Raw genomic sequence first — 23,768 nt, 5'->3', positions numbered from 1 at the left:
AATCACTACTAATACAGTTAATAAAAATATTCTACATAAAGCATTTTATATAAATAAATTATTCATACATCTTAGAGAATGGATCATATTTACTATCTTCATTCCAGAAATATTCAATTCTTTGACTAATCTCTAATGCTTTTGTTTTTCCAATAATGTCTGCTATAAAACCTAATGTCATATCCATTCCAGCAGATACCCCTGAAGATGTATATATATTACCATCCTTTACCCATCTTGATTCTTTTACCCACAATACATCCTTACCTTGCTCTGTAACCCACTTAAATGCACATTTATTTGTTGTTGCTTTTTTCTTATTTAATATTCCAGTTTTAGCAAGTAAAGCCGAACCTGTGCATATACTAATTATGTATTTTGATTGATTAGAAATATTTTCAATGAAATTAATAAAATTATTATCATCAATTTTTTCTCTTGTTCCAATCCCTCCTGGAACAAGTAAGATTTTCTCTATATCATTTTCATTTGTATACAAGTTGGTATCTACTCTTACATTTTGAGAACTTTCAACAATTCCTCCCTCAGGAGATATGAAATTTAATTTAAAAATATCTGGAATACTCCCAAGTATTTCAACAGGGCCAAATACATCCAATGTTTCAAACTTATCAAATAAAAGTACATCCACTCTATAAAGCATATTATTGCCTCCTCTTGCTTTACAATATTTCACATAAGGTTTAATTATCTTCTTTATTTTCTAATCTTTTCATAATGATATCTAATTTTTTATCCATCTCTTTATTCCTTTTGATAAAGTGTTTAACACTTTGGATTTCTTTAAATATTACTATGATGATTAAAAATAATAAAACTAAGTTAATAATCAAAGTAATTATACTCAAGTAGTTAATTTCCATAAAAATCATCCTTTCTATTAATGAGTATATTTATTTTACAAGTATAACGCTTTTAATAAATTCCTTGCTTTTAAATGCAATTCTTTCATACTCATAATCATGAATATAATGCCCACAATCAAGTAAAACCTTTTGGATTCCAGGCACCTTCAAAATATATTCTTTTAAAGATTATTGCCATTGTTCTTTTTCATGTACTGTTAAAGAACCTCCTTTAATAGCTGCTGAGCTGCTGAAAATAGATAGAATAAAATAATCCATATCTATAATCTTCACTCTGTTCTTTACTCTATAATTATCACACCAGTATTTAAAGGTATTAAAACAAGAAATACTTTTAAGAAAAATAGATATCTATAGAAATAATTACACTACTTTATTTATGAACTGATATATAAGCGTAGAGTAAACAGAAAATTTCCTCTACTATGCTCCGCAAAAATTATCTTTAAAAATTATACTAACTTTAGCCTATTAAAAAGAGGGATATGTGACGTAAAAGACATTCGAAAAAGCTTAGAAATTCTTATTTGTTTTTTGAAAATATATTAGGTGAAAAATGATTGTTTGAACGGTAGTGAGTTTCATTTTTACCAATATATTTTACAAAAACAAATTAGAAGCCCTTAGCGAATTGAGTTGCCTTTCTAGACACATATCCCCTTTTAATAGGCTTATAATATAACACCCTTTTAAGTCATAATTTTCTTATACACTAAAGTTTTTTAGAAAGCTTAATCGCTAAATTAAAATATTTTATAGACTCTCCTACTTGTTTCATTTTGTGATACATATTTCCCATCTTCATGTATCTTTCATATATTTCTTGTTTTGTTCCAAACTTTAGTATAGAGTCTAAAGAAAGATTCATATACATTTCAGCAGTATCTAAACTTCCTTGCTTTTCTAAAATTATAGCTTTATAATAATAAGCTTTTTCTATAAATCTTATATTATTTATCTTTATAGCATAATTTAATATTTCGTCTGAAATTTCTTGAGCTCTATATAATATATTATTTTTTAATAAAATCTTCATAGTGTCTAACATAAAAGATACAAAAGCTCTTGTATTATTTTTAGGATATAAATCTAAAGCTTTATTTATGTAATTTATTGCTTTATCCTTTTCACCTATATCAAACATAGCTGTAGCATATTTAAAAGTAGCATCTGCTTTATGAATTAAATCATTTCCATATAATACGTAAGATTTTTCTTCATAGTTTTCAAATTTTTTTCTATCTAATCTTAAAGATAAAATAGCTAATATTTTATAAACTTCTGCTTTTTTAATATTGTTATCTAAAAAATCTATTAAATCTATAAGACTTACAGCTATTTCATAAGCCTTATCAAATTCTTTTATTCTTATATAACAAGCCGCTTCATCATAGGTAGCCTCAGATAATAATATATAATTATTTTTTTCGTGCGCAATTTTTCTAATACTCCTATAATAACTAGCCGCTTCTATATATTCCTTAGTTTCAAAGAAAAATTTAGCAATATCCATATAATAAATTATTTTATTTTCATCTATGCTAGATTTTAACCAATAATCATAATACTTAGATATTATAAGTTGTAGCTTCTCTATTTCACTATTTTCTAAATAATGATTAAATAACATATGTATTATATAAAATGCTATATGATAATATTTATATTCTTCTGCATACTTTAAATTATATTCTAGAATCTTTTCATAATCTGATGCATTTTTGTTATCTTTAAGTTTATCAATATTATCTAAAAGTTGCTCTTTTACTCCAGCTTTTAAATACTTAATATCTATTTCTAATTTTTCTGATATAATTTTTAGTATTTCATCATCTGGCTTTATCTTATCATTTTCTATACAACTCATTTTAGAAACAGATATAGTATCTCCACATAGTTCTTTTAGGGTATATCCTTTATAAACCCTAGCTCTTTTAATTTTTTGCCCTACAGAAAGTATCTCCATAAAATCTCACCCATCCACAAAATAAATCTACTTACATGTCTTTTAATAATCCTACTTCCTTGAACATTTCTACACCTTCATTTAAATATTTAGCCGCTTCTTTGTCATTTCCATTATCTATATAGAATTTACCTATTATTATGGATATTTCTCCTATTCTTTCCTTATTTTGCATGTTTTTAACAAAGTTTAGTGCCATTAAAAGTGTACTTTCTGCTTCTTCTAAATCCCCTTGAAGAAGTTCCACTCTATGCTTTAATAAATAATAATCTACTAAAGCTATTTCATTTCCATTCTCTAAATTATTCATTATTTCATCTAATGTTAGTTTACAGTTATAAATATCCTTTTGTTTTATGTAATTTTCACATATATTTATTAAAGTTTCTAAAAGCAGCGGATCCTTATTAGATTCCCTTATCTCTTTAGCTCTATTAAAATGTATAAAAGACTCCTCTAAATTATCAAATTCATAAAATAACTTACCTAAGTTATTTTCTATTTTAGAGGTGTATAATACATCATCTACTTCTTTAAATATATTTAACGCTTTTTCAGAATATTTTATAGCCCTATCCATTTCTCCCTTTTCACTATACTGTTGAGATAATAGTAAAAGAGAGTTTGCATATTCTTTTTTATTGTTTAGTTGTCTATATTTTTCCTTTGCTAAATAAGAATAATCTATAGCTTTATTTATATTATCTAACTTAAAATATGTATAAGCTATATGATAATATATCTCTGCTAAAAGATCATCGTTTCCTATATCATTATCACCATAAACCTTTTCTGCTTGTTGAAAATAACTGCAGGAAGAATGATAAGCTTTTAAAAATATTGTTATCTTTCCCAAATTAACAAAGGTATTAACTATTTCCTCATAGTTATTATTTTTAATAAATATTACGTTTGACGATAAAAGATATTGCTGCGCAACAGGAAGATCTCCTTTATGCATGTATATAAGTCCTCTTAAATAAAGATTTCTAGCTTTTCTATATTCTAGGTTATACTTTTCTGCATAATAAAGAGACTTCTCTATATATTGCTCTGATATATTTAAATTATCATTTATAATATGAGATTCCGCTATATTTTCATAATATTTACATATTTTTTCTGCCTGAGTATCCTCAGATTCCATGAAATATTCTATAGACGTATTTAATGTTTCTGCCAAATATTCCAATAAATCCATACTCGGATTTGATTTACCTGATTCTACAAGACTTATCTGACCTGGAGTTATTCTATCTCCAGCTAAGTCTTTTAATGTCATATTTAGTTCTTTTCTTCTTCTTTTAATTTTTTCCCCCAAAGAAAGTATCTCCATAAGTATCTTCCTCGCTATTAATATAGTTAATTTTTTTTATAGTTTTCATAACCTCATTATAACATATTTTTTCAATTAGGATAAATTTTTTATAAAAGTAATTACATATTTTTTCAAATTTAATGTACATTTTTGTATTTATTGTATATAAAAAAGACTTGGGGCTTTCCCCAAATCTTTCTATCTCATTATTCCTCTCATATTTCCCATCATATTTCCTGCCATTCCCATCATATTTCTGCTTGTTCTTTTTAGTCTTCTTCTAGTACCTCTGTCTAACTGAGGTACTATTAACATTCCAGCAGTTGCACCTATTATAGCACCTGCAGTAATACCTGATAAAAATCTATTGTTCATATTTTACACTCTCCTTTATTTATTTTTAATACTAAATGTAGGATATGCATTTTTGTAAAATATTAAACATTAAATTCATCCATAGCTTCATTTGCTAATTTATCACATCTATTATTATACTCATTATCTGAATGACCCTTTACTTTTATAAACTTAACAGAATGTTTTTTTAATAATTCATCCAAATTTTCCCATAATTCCTTATTCTTAACTGGAGATTTAGAGGCCGTTTTCCAATTATTCTTTTTCCAATTATCCAGCCATTTTTGATTTATAGCATTTATAACATAAGCAGAATCACTATAAACTTCTACATTGCAAGGTTCCTTTAATAAAGAAAGTGCTTCTACTACTGCAGATAATTCCATAATATTATTAGTTGTATCCCTAAAAGCCTTTTTTATTTCTTTTTTATGTTCACCATACATTAAAACTATTCCATAAGCCCCTATGGTATTTTCTTGACCATTTCCTCTACAAGCTCCATCAGTGTATATTATTACTTTTTTCATCTGCAGATGCCACCTCCTCATAAGCTTTATCCTTTTCCTGTTTCTGCGCTTTTAAGTTGCTTTTTCCGTCAGATTTTTCCTTTATAAACCCTACAATATTATTAACAAATTTCATAAGTGTTCTCACATTTTCTGTTCCTATTATATTTGATATATATCCTATTACCTGTTTTACTAAAAATATTATATTCCCCTGTCCTTCCCAGTTTTCTAGAATAATTTCCTCTGGAACTTCCTCTATTATTTTATTTAATCCAAAAAACACCACAGCAAAATCATCAATTTTACCTATGAACGGTATAAAAGATGGAATTATGTCCACTGGACTAACAATATAACTTAATACTGATACCACAAGAGTTTTAGTTTTCACATCTACTCTTTTGTCTTTAAGTAATCTATATAATAGTACTGTTATATCTGGTATAAGCATAGAATACTCGAAAAATTTATTATACTTATTAGGTACTTTAATCTTTAAACTTTTTCTTGTGAGAGAGTAATTATCTTTCCTCTTATATATAGGTTTATATTTTTTATTTAAAGAAAACTTTTCTTCTTCAACTTCTTTATCTTCTTTTTCATTTTCTTTAGAGTAAACTATATTATCTACAAAAACATCTATATAACCACTATATAGATTTATTTTTTCTATTTTAAAATAAGTATAAGGTATCTTTTTAGATAGTATATCCAAATCTAATCTTATATTTTCTTTTTTAACATATATACCATAGTCTTTAAAACTACTTAAAGATAGTTTTAAAGCTAATTTTTTTATTGTATCAATTATATGTAAATTCATAACCTTAACTTTAAATATTCTTATATTTAAAGTATTGTTATCCACACTTCCTAAAGCTAATTTAGCAAAAAAAGGTATAGAAATCCCCTTTGTATAAGATCCTTTTATCTCTATAAAATCCCCTAGAGAAATACTTTCAATATGTAATCCAGAAACTTTTAAATAATCCTTTATTAAAGTCATTATATCTACTTCTGTTAAAGTAACTTTTACAGATGATACCTTCATCCATTACTTCCCCCTCTACTTTTTCACTTATAAATAAGTATACACTAAAATTAATCATACTAAAACTAATATAATTATTACTAATAACTTTTAAGTATACCAGAAATTACTTTAACAATTTTTATGATAATCATTAGACTGATTTTTAAAAATATTATAGTATTATTGTACAAGTTTAAAAGAGATATTAAAATTCCTATTAGTTAGAAAGGAGTTACTTAATGAATAAAATTAAAAATAAGATTATTATTTTACCTATATTAACTGCTCTTTTATCTATAGCAGTTATGGTTTCTTTTAACTTCTATAGTTCTAAAAAAACAAATAGAGACTACAATGAATTTTTAAAAGATCTAAATGCAAAAAAAGTATCTACAGTATACATGACAGATACCCCTACTATGAAAGTAAAACTAAATTCAAAGGAAATCTATGAAACAGATAATCCAAGATCCATTAATTTTAAGGAAAATTTATTAAAAAAAGGTGTGAAAATATCTGAAAGTTCTCCTACCACACCTAAAGAAGTAATTCCCCTATCCTTGTTTGTTCTTTCCGTTCTTTCTATAGTTTTTATTGGATTAAAGGATTCTGCTGTTTTTAAAAATAAAAAACTTTCTTCTGTGGATTCTTTAGATGCGGATGAAGTTGAAAATATAAAACTTGATTTTGACAGCGTTGCAGGAAATGAAGAAGCTAAAGAAAGTGTAAAAGATATAGTAGACTTTTTGAAAAATCCTGAAAAGTATTCTTCTTATGGTGCTAGAATGCCTAAAGGAATTATTTTATATGGTGACCCAGGTACAGGTAAAACTTTAATGGCAAAAGCTGTTGCTGGGGAAGCTGGAGTTCCTTTCTATGCTATGTCTGGTTCTGACTTTGTCCAAGTATATGTAGGAGTGGGTGCCAGTCGTATTAGACAATTATTTAAAAAAGCCAGAAGTAAAGGTAAAGCTGTAATATTTATAGACGAAATTGATGCAATTGGTAAAAAAAGATCCAGTGAAAAAGCTGGTGGTTCTGAAGAAAGAGACCAAACTTTAAATGCTCTGCTTACAGAAATGTCTGGTTTTAATGAAAAAGAAGGTATTATTATAATGGCGGCTACAAATAGATTAGATATATTAGATGAAGCTCTATTAAGACCAGGTAGATTTGATAGACACATTGAGGTAAACTTACCAGATGTAGTAGCTAGGGAAAAAATCCTTAATCTTCATTTAAAAAATAAACCTATAGGTAATATAAATATTAAAGATTGGGCCAAAAAAACTGCTTATTTCTCTGGCGCTAAAATAGAAAATCTATTAAATGAAGCTGCTATATTAGCTTGTAAAGAAAATAGTGTTAAGATTGAAGATTATCATGTTGATAAAGCCTTTTCTGTAGTATTGGCAGGTTACGAGAAACAAAATAGAGATTATATAAAAAATAAAGATAAAAAAATAACTGCCTATCACGAAATAGGACATGCTTTAATTTCATCCATATTTTTACCTAAGGAAAAAATATCTAAAGTAACTATAATCCCAAGTACAAAAGGTGCTGGTGGATATACTTTAAGCATTCCTGAAGATAGCCTATATCAAAGTAAAGAATACTTAAGAAATAGAATAATGGTACTTTTAGGTGGACGTGCTGCTGAAGAAATTATATTTGGAAAAGATCACATAACCACAGGAGCTCATAATGACCTTCAAAGAAGTACATCCATTGCTTATAAAATGGTAACAGAATATGGTATGGGTGAAACCTTAGGCTTATTAAATATGGGAAGTTTAAAACATGAATTAAGCATAAATGAAAATGATATAATCAAAGAGTGTAAATCTTTGATAGATAATATTTATAAAGCTGTTAAAGATACATTACTAAAAGAAAAGGACCAGTTAGATTCATTATCTGAAAAACTATTAGAAAAAGAAACGCTTTATGAAGAAGACTTTAAATAAGGAAATTACAACTTAAAAGGTAGTTATGCTACCCTTGGTTTAAAAATGGGATATGTGGCTAGAAAAGCAACTCACTTCGATAAGAGATTCTAATTTGTTTTTTCTTAAAATATATGGTTCCAAATTAAACTCGCTGAACGCTCAGACAATAATTTGGAACATACATATATTTTGAAAAAACAATTAAGAATCTCTAATCTTGTTCAAATGCTTTTTACACCACATATCCCTATTTTTTAAACCAAGGGAAGATAGTATAACTCTTTAAATATTAAATAGTAGAACAAAAAATATTTTCAAAAAACAAATAAGAATCTCTAAGTTTTTTCGAATGCCTTTTACGCCACATATCCCTCTTTTTAATAGGCTGAAGTTAGTATAATTCCTTAGAGAATATAGGAGTAGAGTTTTAGAGCTGGTAGTCATCATTTATAAGAGTTTTATATATTAAATTTGTTTTCGAATCTGTTCTCTATACTTTGTGCTCTTTTCTCTGAATAAAAGTCCTGTTTACTTCACTCTTAAAATATTAGTTCACAAATAAAGTATTCTTATTATTTTTCTAGATATCTATTTTCTCTAAAAGTATTTCTCGTTTTAATACCTCTAAAAGTTGTTTTAATAATTTCCTGCTGAGAGAAAAAACTGGGTATGGGGTTAAAAATACAACTCAAATTGGTATAAAATTCTAATTATTTTCCTGAATATCTGTTTTCTCTAAAACTATTTCTTTGTTTTTTATACCTTATAAAAATTGTTATAATAATTTTCTACTAAAAGTACACAAAAACAAATAAAAAATATATCCTTGTAGTAAAATTTAAAAATTCTTGTGATTTATAGTTACTTTTCTACCTAATTCGATGGTATTCTTAGGTATTAACTTCAATTTTAGACACTTTTCTTGTTAATTATATTATATCTATAGTATAATTAACCATATATAATAATAATTAACTATTTATAATAATTATTATCCTTATTACAATATAATTTTTACACAAGGAGATTTGAAATGAAATTTAATTTTAAAAGTATTAAAACTTTAATTTTATGTACTATTCTACCACTAACTATATTATCTATGGTCTTTTTATCCATTTTAAGTTATAGTAATTCTAAAAACATAATTTCCAATGAAATAGAAGATAAGATGAAATTCCAGACTAAAGCTATAAGTGAAAATATAGAAAAATCACTATTAACTCATAAAAAAATAGCTGAAACTCTTTCCAAAACTGTAGAATCTTCAAAGGATATTATGCCTAAAGATACTTATAAAAATATAGTTGGAAATTTTATAAAAACTAATGATGAAACCTTTGGAACAGGTATATGGTTCGAACCTTACAAATTTAATGCCAAAGAAAAGTTTTTTGGTCCTTATTGCTTTAAAGACGGTAATAAAGTAGTTTACACCGATAAGTATAGTACCGAATCTTATAATTATATGAATTATGATTGGTATAAATCAGCTAAATCTTCTACTGCTTCATGTGTTTGGTCAAAACCTTATTTAGATGAGCTTAGTAATATAACTATGGTATCAACTTCTGCTGCATTTAGGGATAAAAGCGGTAATCTTCTTGGAGTGGCTACTGCTGATATAAACTTAGATCGTCTACAAAAAATGATAGCTAATGTGAAGTTTGGTAAAACAGGTAAGGCTATATTATTAGATAAAGACGGTAATTATATAACTAATCCTAACAAAAGTAAGATTATAAAGATGAATATTACAAAAGAAACTGAAAATAGTTTATCAACTTTGGGAAAAGAAATGTTATCTAATAAAAAAGGAACAGGTACATATAAAGAAGGAAATATAAAAAAATTAGTTTATTATGATTCTATACCTGAAACTGGTTGGATTATAGCTTTATCCATAGATCAATCAGAAGTTACTGCCCCTTTAAAACAACTCTTAATAAAAAGTATAATATTTATATTAATTGCTTTAGCTTTAATAATTATATTTATCTTATGGTTTAGCAATTACTTAACTAAAAATATAAACAGAGTTAATATTTTTTCAGAAACTATCTCTAACGGAGATTTAACTAAATCATTATCCATAGATAGTAAAGATGAATTAGGAGCCATGGGAAAAAATTTAAATAGTATGAAAAACACCCTAAATAATATAATAAATAATTTTAATATAAGCCTTAAAGATATAGTATCTATATCCGAAGAATTGTCTGCTAGTGCTGAGCAAACTCAAAGTGCTTCAGATCAAATAGCACAATCTATATCTGATATAGCGACTGGAAGTGAAACTCAGTCAAAAACTTCTCAGGATTCCGTTAAAAATTTAGAAGAAATATATAGAGGCATGGAACAAATATCTAATAATGTTCAATCTGTTACTGACTACTCCATGGCAACTTATAAAAAAGCTGAAGAAGGTAATATAACAGTGTCTACGGCTATAAATAAAATGAAAGATATAGAAGAAAGCGTAACAGACTCTGCAAATATTGTAACTACACTAGAAGAAAAATCAAATAATATAGACAATATAGTTTCCCTAATAACATCTATTGCAGAGCAAACAAATTTATTAGCGCTAAATGCAGCTATAGAGGCAGCCCGTGCAGGAGAAGCTGGGAAAGGTTTTGCTGTGGTAGCTGAAGAGGTAAGAAAATTAGCTGAAGAATCTTCTGCCTCAGCTGGAAGTATTGGAAATATTATAAAAGAAGTTCAAAATGATATTGCAAAAGTAGTTAACTCTATGAAAGTTGAAACTGATAATGTTAATGAGGGTATAGTAATAGTACAAAATACTAAAAATTCTTTTGAAAATATATTATCTAGTATTGATAAGGTCTCTAGAGAAATGCAAGATGTATCTGCAGTAGTAGAAGAAATAACTGCTAGCACAGAAACTGTTGTAAACTCTTTAGAAAAAATAGACTCAATAATAAAAGAGTCCAGTAGTAATACACAAAATGTTGCAGCTTCTGCTGAAGAGCAAACAGCTATAATGAAAGAAGTAGCTGAAGTTGCAACTAATCTTTCTCAAATGTCTTTAAAACTTGAAAAAGATATAAATATATTTAAAATTTAATAAGAAGTTGTATCAAAATAAAAGAATATAAATAGATTTAATCTTAACACCGCCAATATAAAAAGTACATTCATAAGCCACTTTATTTGGCTAAGAAGTTCTAAACTTGGCTACATTAAAATTAAATCTATGTTGAGACAGTATCCTAGATAACAGATTAGAAAGAACATAGAGTAGATAAAAAGATTTTTAAACAAAACATTTTTATCTATTCTCTGTTCTTTTTTTACTTCCTACTCTTATCTATATTTTATACTTTTTTTCTCTATATATTTTGTACTCTCTACTTTATACTTTGTATCCTGTACCACCTATACCTTATATTCTATAAATTTTACACTATATACTCTGTACTCTCTCCTCTATCCTATCCTCTATCCTCTCTCCCCTGCGCTCTGTTCATTAAAAGAAGTGTTACAATTACTCCTCCAATTAATCCACCGATATGTCCAAAGTTATCCACATTGGGGATAGAAAATCCTAATATTAAGTTAATAACTATAACTGATATTATATTATTTAAGAATTCTTTTCCCCCTCTTTTCCTATTTTTATAAGCTATTATAAAAGTAGCTCCTAATGTGCCAAATATAGCTCCTGAGGCTCCTATAGAAACTGAGGATGAAAATAAATAACTAAAATAAGAACTTAATATTCCAGATATAAAATAAATAATTAAATATTTTACTTTGCCAAAATATATTTCTACCAAAGGTCCTATAGAATTCAATGCATACATATTTAATGCTAAATGAATTAATCCTCCATGTAAAAACATTGCTGTTATTAACCTATAATACTCGCCATTATTTATAAAAGAGTTTACTTTTGCCCCTAAAAATATTAACACTCTAATATCACTGGTAAATATACTTCCTGATAAAAAGGCTGTTATTAAGTACATAAAAATATTTATGCCTATTATTATTTTAGTAATAGTTGACTTCTCATGGCTATTCATATTATTTTCATTATAATAAATATTTTCTCTTTGTCTTGGAACACTTACTATATCTTCTACAATGCTTCTAGTCCCTTCTCCAGCATATACTATATTTCTATTATTGTAATCTAATATAAAAGACATATCTTTAATTAAATTACTATCTAAAAAATTAATTAAAGAATTATCTATTTCCTCATCTGTCAATATAGCTATGTTTAAATTTATCCTTTTGTCCATAAGCAAAGACTGAATATACTCTTTTATATATTCCTTATTTAAATTTTTTATTGCAAAGTTACTAGAAAAAATTAATACATCATAAAAATCATCTTTCTCTTTAACAGCTATCCAATTACTCTCTAGTCCCACATTTTTATTTATCTCCATAACATTATAATTGTTCATACTCATAAGTTTTTCTATAATGTCTTTTATAAAATTATCTATATCAATCACTTCCTAAATAAAAATAATATTTTTAGACACCATTAAAAAATATTCCTTTATACTAACCAATATATATTATTATACATATAAGCACAACATATAATTTAAAACTATATGTTGTGCTTATACTTATATTAACAACCTTTACATAACTATGGATTTTATAACTAAACTAGGATTTTTAAGCAGATTTATTTGATAAAAAAGTTTCATATTGTTATCTTTAAAAATTCTAATTATAGGTCTATCTGGGAAACCTTTATTTTGATTTATTACATATCCTTCTTCTCCATTTGATAATTTAATCCTACAACCTAAAGGATATATTGCAAAGGTATTTTTAAAAGATTTAACCAAATCTTCATCAAACATAGTTCCTGAACCAGATAATATAAGCTCATAGGCATCATTTGGAGTAAATTTTTTTCTATAACATCTATCATTACTTATGGCATCATATACATCACATATAGAAACTAACTTTGCATATTTAGAAATATCCTTTCTTTTGAGTCCATAGGGGTATCCTTTACCGTCTATTCTTTCATGATGTTGTTCTACTATTTTTATAATTGTATCAGACATTGTAAAATCTTTTTTTAGTATTTCGCTACCATAAATAGGGTGTTTTTTTATTTCCATAAATTCATCATCTGTTAATGGACCTTCTTTATTTATTATTTTATTAGATATTCGAGTTTTTCCTATATCGTGAAGTATTGCCCCTATACCTACATCCTTTAATTCCTTTTCATTTAATCCACTAGATAGGCCTATAAATGTAGTCATTATACAAGTATCTAAGCTATGTATATATGTATAATTATCATAGGTTTTAATATCATAAAGACTTCTATTTACATCCCCCATATCTATTATATAATCTATCATTTCTTCCACTTGATTAAAGGATTTCTTTAAGCTTTTACCATTAAAATCATGTATGTTTTTCATAAGATCAGTCATAGATTTCATAGTAGTTTGCTTAAGTTCCATTAATTTAGGATCATCTATTACTACATCTTCTAATCTTTCATCCCTTATATAAATATAAAAAACACCTAGATTTCTTAATTTTTTTATGTAATTCCCTGTTAACTTAATACCAGATTTAAGTAAAACTTGTCCATCTTCGGAAAAAATATTTCTTCCTAAAACATCATTTTCTTTAACTCTATTAATAAATTCAAGTCGCATTATCATAAACACCTCATAACCTATATTAATCCGCCTAAAAATAAATATAATTAGAAAACATTGTTATTTATACTTTTTACTTGTAGATTATAAAATCCTTTCATAATAAAATTAGCTTATATATCAAAAATATATATTAAAAATAAATACTCTAATATATTCGTATAACTTCAAACAATGCTTAAGATACAATTTAAATATATGTATTTATTTACTTTTATTTCAAGTTAAGGTAAAATTATATTATCACATCTATATAGGGAGGTCTGTTTTGAAAAAAAAATTAATCTTAATAATATGTATTTTGTTTTTATTGTTTCTACCCCTAAGCTATAAATTTAAAATTTACAAAAATAAAGACTTAAATTATGTAGTTGAACAACATATGACCCATGGTTTATTTAATAAATATAAAATGCATTCTATTAACAGCCTTAACCTAACTTTTTCTGACGGTAATGTAGCTGTTGTAAAAGTCTATGGAACTAGTAATAGCTCTCCACATAAAAGTATATCCTACAATTTATTTCTTACTAAGAGCAAAAATGGAGCATGGAAAGTAAAAAAAATATATGAAAATCATAAATATTCAAAAGAAATAACTCCAAATATGCCTTAATCCTTTTTTTCTTTTATAAAATTATGCTTTATACAGTTTTCACATACACCTTCTATTTTTAAATGATGATCAATATTAGAAAACCCAGTTTCTTTATTTACTATTTCATCAAGATGAAATAAAGGACATTCTATTTGTACCTCTTTATGACATACTTTGCACTGTATAGTGTGAGTATGCTTTTTTCTTTTAAACCTAAAATTATATTTTGAATTTCCTAAATCAAATTTTTCTATTAAATCCTTATTTTCAAAAACTTCTAGTGTTCTATATATAGTAGATAAATCTAAATTTATATTTTTTTCTTTTAATTTTTTGAATATACTCTCCACATCTAAAGAATAAGTTGCTTCTATAAGTATACTTAAAATATTTATCCTACCTTTTGTTATCTTTAAATTACTTTTCTTCAATAATTCCTCTTCTATCATAATTATCACCTTATGATAATAATACAATAATTAGTAAACATAACTCAATACTTATTGATAATTTTAAAAAAATAAGATTTTTAAGCCAAATAATATTAATATTATTCCTCCTATATAATCTGCATAACTTGAGATTATAGATATTTTTTTAATATATTTAGATAAAATAACTCCTAAACTACAGATTATTGCAGCAATTAATCCTATAAACAAAGAACTCATAAATAAATAAAATAAATTACTAATATAAGTTAAAGTTGTAAAACCTATAATTAAAGCATCTATACTAACCGAAATACCTAATATAAAGTACATGCTTTTATTTAAAAATATACTTTCTTCTTTTTGTTTAAAACCCTCTAGTATCATTAGTATTCCTACTATTATTATTATTAATCCACCTACAATAGTTGGCATGGGAAATATATATTTGTTAAAAATAACTCCCATATAACCGCCTAAGAAAGAAAGAAAAAACTGAAAAAATCCAAAGGAAAAGACAAAAATCATAATTGATTTTAAAGTAATACTCTTATTTATACCTATACACAGTATTACTCCAAAAGCATCTAAAGAAAGTGCTAACCCTAATAAAAAAAGCTCTTGTACTTCCATCATATCCCCCTATTAATATTAAATAATAAATACATTCTTAATTATTTATATATATAAAATACTACTTTTATAACGAGCAAAGTTATTTAATAAACAACTTAATTTTTTATAAATTAATTCTATATCTATAAAATAAACTCTTAAGAAAATTTAAAAATATATTATTTAAAATATTTATAGAGGGATACACACAGATTTTTATTAGGACTTAATCTATTATTTTTAAAGATTAATTACTTAATTGCTAACAACCTTATCTATTTTTTTAGGATCTAAAAATTTTATTTCATTAGAAACTATTTCTATTCCATACTTTTTATTACCATTTTTATCTTCATAATTTCTAGCTTGTATTCTTCCTACAACACTAATTAGTTTACCTTTTTCCATATACTTATGTATAGCTTCTGCATGTCTTCCCCATACAACGATAGGTATATAATCAGTTTTAGAATTTTCTTTGTTGTAATATCTATTTACAGCTATTACAAATCTTAATAAAGAAACATCTCTATCCTCTATATACTTAAGTTCTGCATCTTTAGTTAATCTGCCTATGAGCATAACTCTATTCATACTACTACCTCCACAATAACTGTTTTTTACTATTTATATTTATATCCATTGTTAGAGATAATAATCAGAGACAACTATTAAAGCTATTAAATTTTTAGTTTGTATCCATTTTCTTTAAGCCAATTTCTTCTTTTTTTCCAGTCTGGGATTACACTTTCAACTAAATACCAAAAATCTTTAGAGTGATTCATATGTACTAAATGGCAAAGTTCATGAACTACTATATAATCCAAAATTTCTAAAGGAGCCATAACTATTTTATAATTGTAATTTATATTTCCTTTAGAAGAACAGCTTCCCCATAAAGTTTTTTGATTTTTTATTACTATATTTTTAGGTGCAACTTTTAATATATTAGAATAATAATCTGTTCTTTCTTTTAATACATTTATAGCCTGCTCCTTATAAAAATTTTCTAAATTATCTTTTATTATCACTTCTCTTTTATCTTTTAAAATACCAGAATTTATATAAATAATAAATTTATTATTATTTACTTCTAATTTAAAATATAAAGACTTTACCTCTTTAATTTCTAAATAATACAATTGACCTAGATAATAATATCCATGAAAATTTTCTACCTCTTTAAGCCTTTTTATTTTTTTTATAATCCATTTTTCCTCTTTTTTAAGAACCTGCTCTATAGTGAATTCATTGGTCCCTAAAGGTGCTGTAACTTCTATAACAAATTCTTTGCTAATTTTTATAGAAATAGTTTTCCTTTTTTTTATTTTTAAAATATATTGAAACCTTTCTCCCATTAAAATTATATCTTTCATTTTATATCCTTCTTTTATCTTAAACAAAAAAAGTGCCTGAAAATAGATTTTATTTTGAGACACCTTTTTGCCTATGTTAAATATTATATTCTATTTTCCATGAATCTAGAGATATTACTGCTTTTTCTTTAATTTGTAATGGGAAAGCAAAGTTACATACTTTAGCCTTCATTGGACTAACCTTTAAATCTTCTAGTTTAAATACTTCTGAAGCAACAAAATTCCCTTGTTCATCTTTGATGGTCATAGGTAATTCTTCTATATTTATTCCTTTATTGCAACCATTTCTAACAACTATAGTAACCAATAAATACCCCTCTTCATTTATACCTATACTAAATTTTGAAAAACTTACTTCTCCTTCTTTTAAATCTGGAAGATCTTCTAAAAAGTCTGTATAAACTTTTCTGCTTTCAGCATCAATTCCCTCTGGTAAATTCTCAATATCCACTGTTAAATTTCTAACAGCCCTTAAAGAATTATCAAAAACTAATTTCCAATCATCCGCGGGTATTTTATCTACAAATACATTTTCTTTATCAAAATATAAAATCCAAGGTCTAGCACAATAAGATGCTATATTTCCCATTGGTTCCAAATCAAAAATTTGGGATGCTAAAACATCTCCCTTAGAATTTATTATTTTAAAAGGAATTTTTTCAAAATTTATTTCTTTTTTTATACCATTTCTTAAATAAGCCTTAACTTCGTACTTATCTCCAAGGTCATATGCATATATGCCCGCTACATTAATTTCTCCCTCTTTTATAGGAACTAATTCATCTAGCTCCTCCTCAAGTATTTCTTTTTGTACCTTTGACATTACTTCTTGATCTTTTTCTAATAATGATAACTTTATATCTAAAGCTTCTTCTCTATTAACTTCTTTTTGCTGCTTCATCTAAATTCCTCCAAATATAATTTATATTACAAATTATATTATAATATGTACAAATTTCTAAATCAAACTTAATTTGAAGTAAAATTATATATTTAATTAAAATTATATATTTTCTATTTTTAAATAAAATTAAATTTCTTAAATAAAAATTTATAAACTGTATAAACTATAGATTGAGGTGATAAAAATGATAAAGAATAATAAAAAATTGTTATTTACCACTGGTCTATTAAGTTTATCTTTACTTTTAGGCACTGGTTGCACAAACAAAAGCGCAAAAAATCCTCCGGCAAACAATGCTACTAAAAATGTAACGGAAAAAGCAGAGAATACGACTAAAAGTGCAGAGGAAAAAGCAAAAGAGAATACAACAGCAATGAATGGGGATTTATCTAAAAGATCTCAAAAAATAGCAGATGAATTAGTTAAGATAAAAGGTATAGAAAAAGCTAGAGTAGTTATATCTGAAAGAAGAGCTCTAGTAGGAGTTACCATCCCTAATTCTGCCGAAGGAAAAATGACAAGTGACTTAAAGAAACAAGTAGAGGATACTGTAAAAAAAACAGATAAAGAAATAGATACTGTAGCTGTATCTGCAGATGCAGACGTATATGATAGAATAACTAAAATAGCAGATGGTATTAAAGAAGGAAGAGGCATTCAAGAATTTGGTACTGAATTTAAAGAATTATTCAATAGAATAATTCCACAATAATAGGAAAGTGCCTAGCACTTTCCTATTATTGCGTTTTTATTTGTTTTTTCTTCAACTATAATTTCTTTTACCTCTTCTACCGGATCTCTACTTGGATCTATTCTTACCTTTCCTCTAGTCTTATAAGTTGCAAAAGCATATGCTAGGCCACCTAGTGCAAACCATGTTATAATTATTCCCCATTCATAAGGCCATATAAGTCCTGATGGAAATCCTGGAAGATACATCAAAAGCATACCTAAAGATAAAACAACAGCCATAGTACCTACAAATTTAGCTCCCTTTACTTTATATGGTCTAGGCATATCTGGTTCTTTTTTTCTTAAAACTAAGAAGGATATAGCTACTGTTAAATATGATATTACTATAGTAAACCCTCCTGAATTACTAAGCCATACTAACATATTTCTTCCAAGTAAAGGTGCAAAGGTTGATATAACACCTATTAATATTATAGCATTTGTAGGAGTTTTGTATTTCGGATGAAGTTTAGCTAAAAAGTGCGGAAGCATATCAGATTCTGCCATAGAATATATTGCTCTACTTCCTCCCATAAAGAAAGAATTCCAACTAGTTAAAATACCACCTATTCCTGCTAATATCAATACTTTTGATGCCAATGGACTATTGCCGAAAACCTTTTGCATAGCATCTGCAGCTACTAAATTTGATGCAGCTACTTCACTGGCATTTAAAGCTCTAGATGTACTATAAATTATCATTGCATACCAAACTATTGCCATTATTACTGATAAAACTATTATTTTGCCTATTTTTTTAAAAGGTACATTTATCTCTTCTGCAGCTTGTGGTAATACATCAAATCCCACATACATAAAAGGGGTCATTACTGCTACAGATAAGATACCTTTTCCTCCATTTACAAAGCTAGGTTGAATATTTTGTATATTTCCATTAAACATACTTCCAGCAAATAAAGAAATTCCTACACAAGCAATCATAAGTGTTACTATACCTTGCATAACTGCTGCTGGTTTTACTCCAAAATAATTTATTATTGTTATAATTATTGAACTTATAGAACCGATTATTACCCAAGAAGCATATACATCATAACCTGCAACGGTATACATATACCCTTTTAAATAAGAAGATGAGAAAAGATATTCTAACACTGTTGGAAATGCTACTGCCTCAAAGGCAACTACTGAAACATAACCTAGAACTATGGCCCAAGTACATATAAAAGATGGGTTTCTTCCTAATGCTCTATAACTAAAAACATGCTCTCCTCCACATTTAGGCATAGCAGCTGTGAGTTCTGCATAAGTAAGCCCTACGAAAAGTATCATTACTCCACCCATAGCAAAAGCTAATATAGCTCCTATACTACCAGCTTTTCCTATCCATTCACCAGTTAAAACAACCCAACCCCAACCAATCATAGCTCCAAAGGCTAATGCAATAATATCCTTTTTCGATAGAACTCTTTGAAAATTTTCATTACTACTGCCACTGACGGCACTTTCCTTAGACATAACGCAACCCCCTATTTTACCTCTGTAATTTTTTTTAAAATATGTTTTTAAATTATTATAAAAAATACAGATTACATAATTTATATAAAATTATTACCCCAAAATAATTTTTGCTTACATAATCTGTTTCATACTTTAAATAAAAAATTAACTTTAGGCATTAATTCCACCAACTCATATCATTTACATAAGTTGTTACTTTATTATAATATGAGTTTTCCAAATTTGTCAATAATATTTTGAATATTCATGAAATTTTATAAATATTTATAAATTTTATAAAAATAGAATAGATTTAATTTTAACATCTGAAATATTAAAATTAAATCTATTCTAAGGCAACCTATTAAATTTTAAAATAAAAACTATAATTTATTTTTAATATAAAATTATTTTCACACATAATCATAAAGATATATATTAAATTTATTTTTATTTGTTTTAGTTATAATATTTATAAATTAACTATACACTAACTTTTTTATTGGTATAATAATCCTCTTTATATTTAGTATGCTTAGATTCATTTGCAGCTTTTTTACTTGCAACTAAATAGAATATACCTCCAAGTAAAAACCATGTTAATATTATTCCCCATTCATAGGGCCAGCTAAGTCCTGATGGTAAACCTGGCATAAACATTAAAAGCATTCCTACACATAAAACTATAGCCATAGTTCCTACAAATTTAGGATGTTTTACTTTATAAGGTCTTTCCATATTAGGTTCCTTTTTTCTTAATACTAAGAAAGATATAGATACAAGTAAATAGGATATTAATATACCAAATCCGCCTGCATTGCTAAGCCATACTAGCATCTTCTCTCCAAACAATGGTGCAATACTTGATACTAATCCTATTAATATTACAGCGTTAGTCGGTGTTTTATATTTAGGATGTATTTTAGCTAAAAATTTTGGTAACATTCCAGCTTCTGCCATAGAATATATTGCTCTACTTCCTCCCATAAAGAAGGAATTCCAACTAGTTAAAATACCTCCTATACCAGCTAGTATCAATATTTTTGATGCTACCACACTATTTCCGAACATCTTTTTCATGGCATCTGCAGCTACTAGGCTTGAACTATTTATTTCATTAGAATTTAATGCTACTGATGTACTATAAATTATCATAGCATACCAAACCACTGCCATGATTACTGATAAAATTATTATTTTCCCTATTTTTTTAAAAGGTACATTTATTTCTTCTGCTGCCTGTGGTATTACGTCAAAGCCTACATACATAAAAGGAGTCATTATAGCTACTGCTAAAATGCCCTTTCCTGAACCTCCTGTAACAAATGCAGGTGACATATTTTGTATACTTCCATTAAATAAGCTTCCTGTGAACAATGCAATTCCTACACAAGCAATCATAAGTGTTACTACACTTTGCATAAAAGCTGCTGGTTTTGCTCCAAAATAATTTACTATTGTTATTATTATGGCACTTATAGAACCTATTAATGCCCAAGAAGCATAAATATCATACCCTGCGATTGTATACATATAACCTTTCAAATAAGAAACAGAAAATAAATTTTCTAATACTGAAGGGAATGCAACCGCTTCAAAGGCTACAACGGAAATATATCCTAAAATCATTCCCCAAGTACATATAAAAGCTGCTTTTTTGCCTAATGCTCTATAACTAAATACCAAATCTCCCCCACACTTTGGCATAGCTGATGTAAGTTCTGCATAGGTTAGCCCTACAAATAATACTACGATTCCGCCTATTACAAAGGCCAATATAGCGCCCATGCTTCCTGCTTTCTGTATCCATTCACCTGTTAATACAACCCAACCCCAGCCAATCATAGCTCCAAAGGCTAAGGCCATAATATCCTTTTTCGATAGAACCCTTTCAAAATTTTGATCACTGCTACTGACGTCATTTTCCCTAGACATAATGATCCCCCTTTAATTTATAGTTAATTTTTTAATATTTTAATAATAAGATTATTTAACAATATTATAAGGTATAAGTTACAACTTGCAACTTAACCATTAGTGATGTTGTTACTTCATTATAATGTTTTTAATGGTAAACTGTCAACAAATTTTCCAATATTTAATATTTAAGTTATTTTAAACTATAAAAACTTTACTTTTGTTAATAAATTTGCTTAAATTTTACTAGTTCCTAGGTTATAAAAATTTATTCATTTATCCATTTCTGAATATATATACATATTTTCTTGAACTTATAAATAAATTTCTTAATAAATCTCTGTTTATACTAAAAAACCTTATTGCCTAATAATAAAAATAGCCTTTGAAATCTAATTTATAGAATTTTACAATCTATAAATTTAATTTTAAATAAATAAGAGCTATGAAATTTAGGTTTCTCCCCATTAATTTCATAGCTTTTATTAGCTTATTTTTATTTCTCAATTAATAAAAAATATTTAATTTTAATATAACAACACTCTCTTTTATTTCTAAATGGCCTTTATAAAAATTTATACTCCTATATTTTATGAGAATTGTTTTTAACTTTACTGTCAATCCCTAAGAGTAGCTACTATTCTATTGGTATTTTCAATCATAGAAAACACTTTTTCTATACTTCTAACAACTATGTCTGATTGAGCTATTAGTTTTCCTGCACAGCCTTCCTCACCTATTACAGCTATAGAAAGAATAGCTGCCTTAAACATTTCTATATCATTCATCCCATTACCTATTACCATAGTTTCCTCTGATCCCAATTTTTCTACAAAGGATTTTTTATGAAAAGTAGCATTACCTTTAGGAAAAGTTTCTACACTTACTGGTAAACCTTCACATTGCTTTTTAACATTTCCATAAGTATCTGCAGTTATTATGTATACCTTTAATTTTCCACTTATTTTTTTTAAGTTTTCTTTTGTTTGAGAGGCCATAATTCCATCCTCTGCTACTGTTCCATTATAATCAAAAACAATATTTTTAATATTAAGGTTATCTCTACCTGGAATTTCTACAAAAATCATTCTATACCTACTTTCTTTCATATCTAATGTACTGTACCACAAGATACTGTATTTATAATTGTATAATTTGAAATTAAATTGTGTAAATAAACATTTAAACTTTACATAAGCTTTATATTTATTTAATATTAAATGAATACTTGTATTATTAAATAATTCCAATATTTACGTGATATTTTCTTATATTATAGATTATCCATAAATTCCACTTATATAGTTTTTGGTTTCCTCATTTATAGGACTGTTAAATACTTTCTCTGTTTCCCCACTTTCTATTACTTCTCCATTTAACATAAAAATGGTATTATCCGAAATCCTTTTGGCCTGGGCTAAATTATGAGTAACTATTAATATAGTATATTTTTTCTTTAGTTCTAATAAAAGTTTTTCTATTATAGCCGTATTTTTTATATCTAGGGCAGAACAAGGCTCGTCCATTAAAAGTATTTCTGGTTCTGGAAGCAAAGCCCTTCCTATACATAATCTTTGTTGTTGTCCTCCTGATAATTTTAAAGCAGACATATTTAAATTATCCCGTACTTCATCATATAAACCCACTAATTTTAATTTTTCTTCTATTGTCTTTTTTACTTCAGATTTATCTTTTATTCCATAATACTTTAAAACATAATTAAAATTTTTGTATATAGAAAAAGGGAAGGGCGCTGGACTTTGAAATACACAACCAATTTTTCTCCTTAAAAGCTCTAAAGGAATACTTTCTGTGTCCTTTCCATTAAAGTAAATCTCACCTTCTATTTTAAAATTTATCGCTTCTTTTATTATGCCATTTAAAGTCTTAAGCAATGTAGACTTACCACAACCAGAAGGGCCTATTATAGCCGTTACCTTATTTTTTTCTATATTTAAATTCAAATTTTTTAATATATGATTTTTGTCTAAATACACATTTAAATTATTTGTCTCTACTATATTCAAT

The 23,768-nt window shown here is 26.5% G+C and carries 22 protein-coding genes; 4 read left to right on the top strand and 18 right to left on the bottom strand.

Going from position 1 to position 23,768, the window contains the following annotated elements; translation table 11 throughout:
• Window positions 1-58: 58 nt before the first annotated feature.
• The 7 genes from ACYUDJ_RS05175 to ACYUDJ_RS05145 all read right to left on the bottom strand — a co-directional run bounded on the left by ACYUDJ_RS05175 (window position 59) and on the right by ACYUDJ_RS05145 (window position 6,091).
• Window positions 59-664, bottom strand: a complete 606-nt coding sequence (locus ACYUDJ_RS05175; RefSeq protein ID WP_043031150.1) for a DJ-1/PfpI family protein — start codon at window positions 662-664, stop codon at window positions 59-61.
• A 40-nt stretch (window positions 665-704) separates the two neighbouring features.
• Window positions 705-884: a hypothetical protein gene (locus tag ACYUDJ_RS05170; protein WP_043031148.1), complete on the bottom strand. Its 180-nt coding sequence runs from the start codon at window positions 882-884 to the stop codon at window positions 705-707.
• Window positions 885-1,599: 715 nt separating this feature from the next.
• Window positions 1,600-2,853, bottom strand: a complete 1,254-nt coding sequence (locus tag ACYUDJ_RS05165; protein WP_003487370.1) for a helix-turn-helix domain-containing protein — start codon at window positions 2,851-2,853, stop codon at window positions 1,600-1,602.
• Between the two features lie 31 nt (window positions 2,854-2,884).
• A complete protein-coding gene (locus ACYUDJ_RS05160; protein WP_003487372.1) occupies window positions 2,885-4,189 on the bottom strand; it encodes a helix-turn-helix domain-containing protein in 1,305 nt (434 codons plus the stop codon).
• Window positions 4,190-4,369: 180 nt separating this feature from the next.
• Window positions 4,370-4,546 carry a hypothetical protein gene (locus ACYUDJ_RS05155; RefSeq protein ID WP_003487376.1) on the bottom strand — a complete coding sequence of 59 codons (177 nt, stop codon included), beginning with the start codon at window positions 4,544-4,546 and terminating at the stop codon, window positions 4,370-4,372.
• A 62-nt stretch (window positions 4,547-4,608) separates the two neighbouring features.
• Complete coding sequence (rnhA, locus tag ACYUDJ_RS05150; protein ID WP_003487377.1) at window positions 4,609-5,058, bottom strand: ribonuclease HI; 450 nt, start codon at window positions 5,056-5,058, stop codon at window positions 4,609-4,611.
• A complete protein-coding gene (locus ACYUDJ_RS05145; RefSeq protein ID WP_043031146.1) occupies window positions 5,033-6,091 on the bottom strand; it encodes a YkvA family protein in 1,059 nt (352 codons plus the stop codon). The genes rnhA and ACYUDJ_RS05145 overlap by 26 nt, the downstream gene beginning before the upstream one ends.
• Window positions 6,092-6,312: 221 nt before the next feature.
• Between ACYUDJ_RS05145 and ftsH the strand changes: the two genes are divergently transcribed.
• Together ftsH and ACYUDJ_RS05135 are read left to right on the top strand one after the other, a co-directional pair.
• Window positions 6,313-8,043: an ATP-dependent zinc metalloprotease FtsH gene (gene ftsH, locus ACYUDJ_RS05140; protein ID WP_003487381.1), complete on the top strand. Its 1,731-nt coding sequence runs from the start codon at window positions 6,313-6,315 to the stop codon at window positions 8,041-8,043.
• Window positions 8,044-9,058: 1,015 nt separating this feature from the next.
• Window positions 9,059-11,113, top strand: coding sequence for a methyl-accepting chemotaxis protein (locus ACYUDJ_RS05135; RefSeq protein ID WP_043031144.1), 2,055 nt, complete (start codon window positions 9,059-9,061; stop codon window positions 11,111-11,113).
• A 367-nt stretch (window positions 11,114-11,480) separates the two neighbouring features.
• Here the strand turns inward: ACYUDJ_RS05135 and ACYUDJ_RS05130 are convergent, their stop codons facing one another.
• Both ACYUDJ_RS05130 and ACYUDJ_RS05125 read right to left on the bottom strand, forming a co-directional pair.
• A complete protein-coding gene (locus ACYUDJ_RS05130; RefSeq protein ID WP_003487386.1) occupies window positions 11,481-12,515 on the bottom strand; it encodes a rhomboid family intramembrane serine protease in 1,035 nt (344 codons plus the stop codon).
• A 135-nt stretch (window positions 12,516-12,650) separates the two neighbouring features.
• Window positions 12,651-13,709 (bottom strand): HD-GYP domain-containing protein, encoded by a 1,059-nt coding sequence (locus tag ACYUDJ_RS05125; protein WP_003487388.1) that lies wholly within the window; start codon window positions 13,707-13,709, stop codon window positions 12,651-12,653.
• A 265-nt stretch (window positions 13,710-13,974) separates the two neighbouring features.
• Between ACYUDJ_RS05125 and ACYUDJ_RS05120 the strand changes: the two genes are divergently transcribed.
• Window positions 13,975-14,322: a hypothetical protein gene (locus ACYUDJ_RS05120; RefSeq protein ID WP_042385790.1), complete on the top strand. Its 348-nt coding sequence runs from the start codon at window positions 13,975-13,977 to the stop codon at window positions 14,320-14,322.
• Here the strand turns inward: ACYUDJ_RS05120 and ACYUDJ_RS05115 are convergent.
• The 5 genes from ACYUDJ_RS05115 to ACYUDJ_RS05095 form a co-directional block, all read right to left on the bottom strand.
• Window positions 14,319-14,753, bottom strand: a complete 435-nt coding sequence (locus tag ACYUDJ_RS05115; protein ID WP_043031142.1) for a Fur family transcriptional regulator — start codon at window positions 14,751-14,753, stop codon at window positions 14,319-14,321. The two genes, ACYUDJ_RS05120 and ACYUDJ_RS05115, sit on opposite strands and share 4 nt — an antisense overlap.
• A 63-nt stretch (window positions 14,754-14,816) precedes the next feature.
• Window positions 14,817-15,368 (bottom strand): manganese efflux pump, encoded by a 552-nt coding sequence (locus ACYUDJ_RS05110; RefSeq protein ID WP_042385792.1) that lies wholly within the window; start codon window positions 15,366-15,368, stop codon window positions 14,817-14,819.
• A gap of 237 nt (window positions 15,369-15,605) precedes the next feature.
• Window positions 15,606-15,944, bottom strand: a complete 339-nt coding sequence (locus ACYUDJ_RS05105; RefSeq protein ID WP_004461553.1) for a single-stranded DNA-binding protein — start codon at window positions 15,942-15,944, stop codon at window positions 15,606-15,608.
• Window positions 15,945-16,030: 86 nt separating this feature from the next.
• The gene (locus ACYUDJ_RS05100) at window positions 16,031-16,726 is read right to left on the bottom strand and encodes a M48 family metallopeptidase (RefSeq protein WP_043031139.1); all 696 of its coding nucleotides are present in this window, start codon (window positions 16,724-16,726) and stop codon (window positions 16,031-16,033) included.
• 76 nt (window positions 16,727-16,802) lie between these two features.
• Window positions 16,803-17,627 carry an SLAP domain-containing protein gene (locus ACYUDJ_RS05095; protein WP_003487402.1) on the bottom strand — a complete coding sequence of 275 codons (825 nt, stop codon included), beginning with the start codon at window positions 17,625-17,627 and terminating at the stop codon, window positions 16,803-16,805.
• 187 nt (window positions 17,628-17,814) lie between these two features.
• On the opposite strand from ACYUDJ_RS05095, the gene ACYUDJ_RS05090 reads away from it, so the two are divergent.
• Entirely contained in the window at window positions 17,815-18,342 is a 528-nt protein-coding gene (locus tag ACYUDJ_RS05090; RefSeq protein ID WP_003487403.1) for a YhcN/YlaJ family sporulation lipoprotein, read from the top strand.
• 11 nt (window positions 18,343-18,353) lie between these two features.
• On the opposite strand, the gene ACYUDJ_RS05085 is transcribed toward ACYUDJ_RS05090, so the two are convergent.
• From ACYUDJ_RS05085 to ACYUDJ_RS05070, 4 genes are all read right to left on the bottom strand, one after another.
• A complete protein-coding gene (locus ACYUDJ_RS05085) occupies window positions 18,354-19,841 on the bottom strand; it encodes an APC family permease (RefSeq protein ID WP_043031137.1) in 1,488 nt (495 codons plus the stop codon).
• Between the two features lie 465 nt (window positions 19,842-20,306).
• Complete coding sequence (locus ACYUDJ_RS05080) at window positions 20,307-21,758, bottom strand: APC family permease (protein WP_003487406.1); 1,452 nt, start codon at window positions 21,756-21,758, stop codon at window positions 20,307-20,309.
• A gap of 599 nt (window positions 21,759-22,357) precedes the next feature.
• A complete protein-coding gene (locus ACYUDJ_RS05075; RefSeq protein ID WP_042385794.1) occupies window positions 22,358-22,828 on the bottom strand; it encodes an HAD family hydrolase in 471 nt (156 codons plus the stop codon).
• Window positions 22,829-23,020: 192 nt separating this feature from the next.
• Entirely contained in the window at window positions 23,021-23,767 is a 747-nt protein-coding gene (locus ACYUDJ_RS05070) for a phosphate ABC transporter ATP-binding protein (protein WP_043031135.1), read from the bottom strand.
• Window position 23,768 lies beyond the last annotated feature (1 nt).

This window comes from Clostridium sp. CTA-6 (genome assembly GCF_054768115.1).
The sequence above is the reverse complement of the archived record's forward strand: the minus strand, read 5'-3'. Positions and strand labels throughout refer to the sequence as shown.

Excerpts from the sequence above, each read along its gene's own strand:
- ACYUDJ_RS05075 (WP_042385794.1), bottom strand. The coding sequence starts at position 22,828 with ATGATTTTTGTAGAAATTCCAGGTAGAGATAACCTTAATATTAAAAAT.
- ACYUDJ_RS05160 (WP_003487372.1), bottom strand. The coding sequence starts at position 4,189 with ATGGAGATACTTTCTTTGGGGGAAAAAATTAAAAGAAGAAGAAAAGAA.
- ACYUDJ_RS05115 (WP_043031142.1), bottom strand. The coding sequence starts at position 14,753 with ATGATAGAAGAGGAATTATTGAAGAAAAGTAATTTAAAGATAACAAAA.
- ACYUDJ_RS05105 (WP_004461553.1), bottom strand. The coding sequence starts at position 15,944 with ATGAATAGAGTTATGCTCATAGGCAGATTAACTAAAGATGCAGAACTT.
- ftsH (WP_003487381.1), top strand. The coding sequence starts at position 6,313 with ATGAATAAAATTAAAAATAAGATTATTATTTTACCTATATTAACTGCT.
- ACYUDJ_RS05135 (WP_043031144.1), top strand. The coding sequence starts at position 9,059 with ATGAAATTTAATTTTAAAAGTATTAAAACTTTAATTTTATGTACTATT.
- ACYUDJ_RS05100 (WP_043031139.1), bottom strand. The coding sequence starts at position 16,726 with ATGAAAGATATAATTTTAATGGGAGAAAGGTTTCAATATATTTTAAAA.
- ACYUDJ_RS05145 (WP_043031146.1), bottom strand. The coding sequence starts at position 6,091 with ATGAAGGTATCATCTGTAAAAGTTACTTTAACAGAAGTAGATATAATG.
- ACYUDJ_RS05110 (WP_042385792.1), bottom strand. The coding sequence starts at position 15,368 with ATGGAAGTACAAGAGCTTTTTTTATTAGGGTTAGCACTTTCTTTAGAT.
- ACYUDJ_RS05125 (WP_003487388.1), bottom strand. The coding sequence starts at position 13,709 with ATGATAATGCGACTTGAATTTATTAATAGAGTTAAAGAAAATGATGTT.
- ACYUDJ_RS05170 (WP_043031148.1), bottom strand. The coding sequence starts at position 884 with ATGGAAATTAACTACTTGAGTATAATTACTTTGATTATTAACTTAGTT.
- ACYUDJ_RS05165 (WP_003487370.1), bottom strand. The coding sequence starts at position 2,853 with ATGGAGATACTTTCTGTAGGGCAAAAAATTAAAAGAGCTAGGGTTTAT.
- ACYUDJ_RS05080 (WP_003487406.1), bottom strand. The coding sequence starts at position 21,758 with ATGTCTAGGGAAAATGACGTCAGTAGCAGTGATCAAAATTTTGAAAGG.
- ACYUDJ_RS05090 (WP_003487403.1), top strand. The coding sequence starts at position 17,815 with ATGATAAAGAATAATAAAAAATTGTTATTTACCACTGGTCTATTAAGT.
- ACYUDJ_RS05155 (WP_003487376.1), bottom strand. The coding sequence starts at position 4,546 with ATGAACAATAGATTTTTATCAGGTATTACTGCAGGTGCTATAATAGGT.
- rnhA (WP_003487377.1), bottom strand. The coding sequence starts at position 5,058 with ATGAAAAAAGTAATAATATACACTGATGGAGCTTGTAGAGGAAATGGT.
- ACYUDJ_RS05095 (WP_003487402.1), bottom strand. The coding sequence starts at position 17,627 with ATGAAGCAGCAAAAAGAAGTTAATAGAGAAGAAGCTTTAGATATAAAG.
- ACYUDJ_RS05175 (WP_043031150.1), bottom strand. The coding sequence starts at position 664 with ATGCTTTATAGAGTGGATGTACTTTTATTTGATAAGTTTGAAACATTG.
- ACYUDJ_RS05085 (WP_043031137.1), bottom strand. The coding sequence starts at position 19,841 with ATGTCTAAGGAAAGTGCCGTCAGTGGCAGTAGTAATGAAAATTTTCAA.